The sequence below is a fragment of the Longimicrobium sp. genome (genome assembly GCF_036280135.1).
In the GTDB taxonomy this organism is placed as follows: domain Bacteria; phylum Gemmatimonadota; class Gemmatimonadetes; order Longimicrobiales; family Longimicrobiaceae; genus Longimicrobium.
Genome location: NZ_DASURI010000193.1, coordinates 1 through 2,583, shown reverse-complemented (window position 1 = coordinate 2,583; position 2,583 = coordinate 1). Strand labels below are relative to the sequence as shown.

Here is a 2,583-nt window from a genome sequence, read left to right as displayed (position 1 = left end):
GGGGGAGGGGTCGACCGCCGTTGCGAGGAACGAGCAAAAAGGCGGTCGGGGGAGAGGGCCCCGCGTCGCGCAGCGACGCGGTCCATCCCTTCCTCGATCCGTCCGCCGTTCCTCGAATCCGCCCCTGCCGCACCCCGCAATTCTCCGCATCGTCCGGCGTCCCGCTCCGCCCCGACTACAGCCGCGCCGCCGCGTCGCGGTCCAGCATCCACGCGAGCTCGCCGTCCACGGGCCGCACGAGCTGCGCGGGAAAACGATACGGGTCCAGCGGCCCGCGCAGCACCGTCCACACCACGTCCGCCTTGGATCGGCCGACGACGATCATCTCCACGCGCGCGGCGGCGTTCAGCACGGGCAGGGTCAGCGTGATGCGCGGCTCGCCCTCGGGAAGGTGAAGGTTGGTCGTGACGGCGCGGTCACGCGCGCGCAACGGTTCGCTGAACGGAAAGAGCGACGCCACGTGCGCATCCGGCCCCACGCCCAGGTGCACGAGGTCGAAGCGCGGCATCCCCTCCCCGAAGAACGCGGCCAGCGCGTCCGCGTACCGCGCGGCGCCCTCCGCCGGCGGCAGCTCGCCGCGCATGCGGTGGACGTTCTCCGCGGAAATGGGCACACGCGCGACGAACGCGGCGTTCGCCATGCGAAAGTTGCTGCGCTCGTGGCCCGGCGGCACGCACCGCTCGTCGCCCCAGAACAGGTGCACGGCGTTCCAGGGAATCCGCGAGCGGAACGGCTCCTCCCCCAAAAGGCGATATGCTTCTCCGGGCCCGCTTCCACCCGTGAGCGCGACGGAAAAACGGCCGCGCGCCTCCACGGCCGCCGCCGCCTGCCGCGCGAAGCTTTCGGCAATGGCGCGGCTCGCGGCGTGCGCGTCGGCGTGGATGGAGAGCCGCGCTCCCCCGCGTTCTGGTTCGTGATGCGTGGACACGGCCGATCCCTGCGCGTTACGTTGCGATACGGTGCGCTCGGACGGCGCCCCCGACTGACGAAGATCCGGAGAACCCGACGTGCTCTTCAAGCGTCCCAAGCTCAACATTCCCCCGCCGCGGCCGCCGGACCTGCCGTTCGACGACGCCGCGCGCGACGCGCTGGGCGCCGCCACGGAGCAGGCGCAGCGCGTGCACGCGTCCGCCATCCACGCCGAGCACCTGCTGCTGGCGCTGCTGCAGGACCCGGGGGGCATCCCGTCGCGGGCCATCACGCGGCTGGGCTTTGGCCTGGACGACATCCGCCTCCGCATCGAGCACGCCGCCCCGCCGCGTCCGTGGGGCGTGCGCGCCCCCGTGCTCCCCTACGCGGACGATGCCAAGGGCGCCATCGAGTTCGCCATGCGCGAGACCCGCGCGGCGGGGCTGATGGTCGTCGGCACGGGACAGCTGCTGCTGGGCGTGCTGCAGTCGCCGCAGGGGGTGCCCAAGCGCGCGCTGGCCTTTCTCGACATCACCCCCGTCGCTCTCCGCGCCGCCATCCTCGCGGAATCGCGGGCGGCCGCGAGTGGCGACGCGCCGGACCCGGCGAACGGCGGGCTGTCGTAACGGGGCGAGGTCGGCAAGAATCGGCTGGCGCCCAGCCGAACGTTGTCCGAGCCGGAAACGCGCAATTCCAGCCGGCGATGCGCAGTCCCAGCCGGAGCGACGTGCGAGCCAAACGCACAGTCCCGGCCGGGATCAGCCGGCGCCCAGCCGGAGCGATTGAAATCGCCGCTGGAAAATCGCGAAGTCCGCCTGCGCGGACTGCCCCAGCACGGGCGACCCGACGTGCACCAAGGCGGCCTTCGACGACTCGACGCCGGCTCCTGTGCACACACACGGCGTGCGGCAGGAGCCGTCGGCGAAGGCCGACATCACGTTGTCACAGCCGCGAATTCATTCGCCGTAGCTGGGGCGACGCGATGCCGGACCAGATCCGCAACCGGCATCACTCGCTCCGGCGCGGAACCGGCCGATCGTCTCCTACTTCTCCCCGTCTCCCAGCATCTCCCCCAGCGTTCCCGGCACGGCCCAGGTGCGGCCCTCGCGCGCCAGCAGGTCGTCCGCGCCTTTCGGGCCCCACGTGCCGACGGGATACGGCTCCGGCTCGCCCTCCGCCTCCCACGCCTCCAGGAGGGGCGTCACGAGCGTCCACGCCGCCTCTACCTCGTCGCGGCGGGCAAAGAGCGTGGCGTCGCCCAACATGGCATCCAGCAGCAGCCGCTGGTACGCCTCGGGCGAGTCCACGCCGAACGCGCGGCAGTAATCGAAGTCCATGCTCACGGGCTTGAGCGGCCCGCGCAGCCCGGGAACCTTGGCCTCGAAAAAGAGCGAGATCCCCTCGTCCGGCTGGATGTGCAGCACCAGCGCGTTGGGGGCCGGCGCGTCGTGCTGCACCAGGTCGCGCACAGGGTGCGGCGCCGGGCGAAAGCGGATCACCACCTCGCTGGCCTTGGCCGGCAGCCGCTTGCCCGTCCGCAGGTAGAACGGCACGCCGGCCCACCGCCAGTTGTCCACCTCCAGCCGCACCGCCGCGAACGTCTCCGTCCGCGAATCGGCCGGCACGTTCTGCTCCTCGTGGTAGCCCGGCGCCGGCTCGCCGTCCGCCTGGCCC

Annotated in this window: 2 protein-coding genes and 1 pseudogene; 1 reads left to right on the top strand and 2 read right to left on the bottom strand. The window is 72.4% G+C overall.

What is annotated here, in order from left to right; translation table 11 throughout:
- Positions 1-175: 175 nt before the first annotated feature.
- Complete coding sequence (pgl, locus tag VFZ20_RS05610; protein WP_329682855.1) at positions 176-928, bottom strand: 6-phosphogluconolactonase; 753 nt, start codon at positions 926-928, stop codon at positions 176-178.
- Between the two features lie 79 nt (positions 929-1,007).
- Here pgl and VFZ20_RS05605 point away from each other — a divergent pair, with 79 nt between their 5' ends.
- On the top strand, positions 1,008-1,535 hold the full coding sequence (locus VFZ20_RS05605) for a Clp protease N-terminal domain-containing protein (RefSeq protein WP_329682854.1): 528 nt from the start codon (positions 1,008-1,010) through the stop codon (positions 1,533-1,535).
- A 417-nt stretch (positions 1,536-1,952) separates the two neighbouring features.
- Here the strand turns inward: VFZ20_RS05605 and VFZ20_RS05600 are convergent.
- A pseudogene (locus VFZ20_RS05600) lies at positions 1,953-2,583 on the bottom strand (glucose-6-phosphate dehydrogenase); the annotation flags it as partial.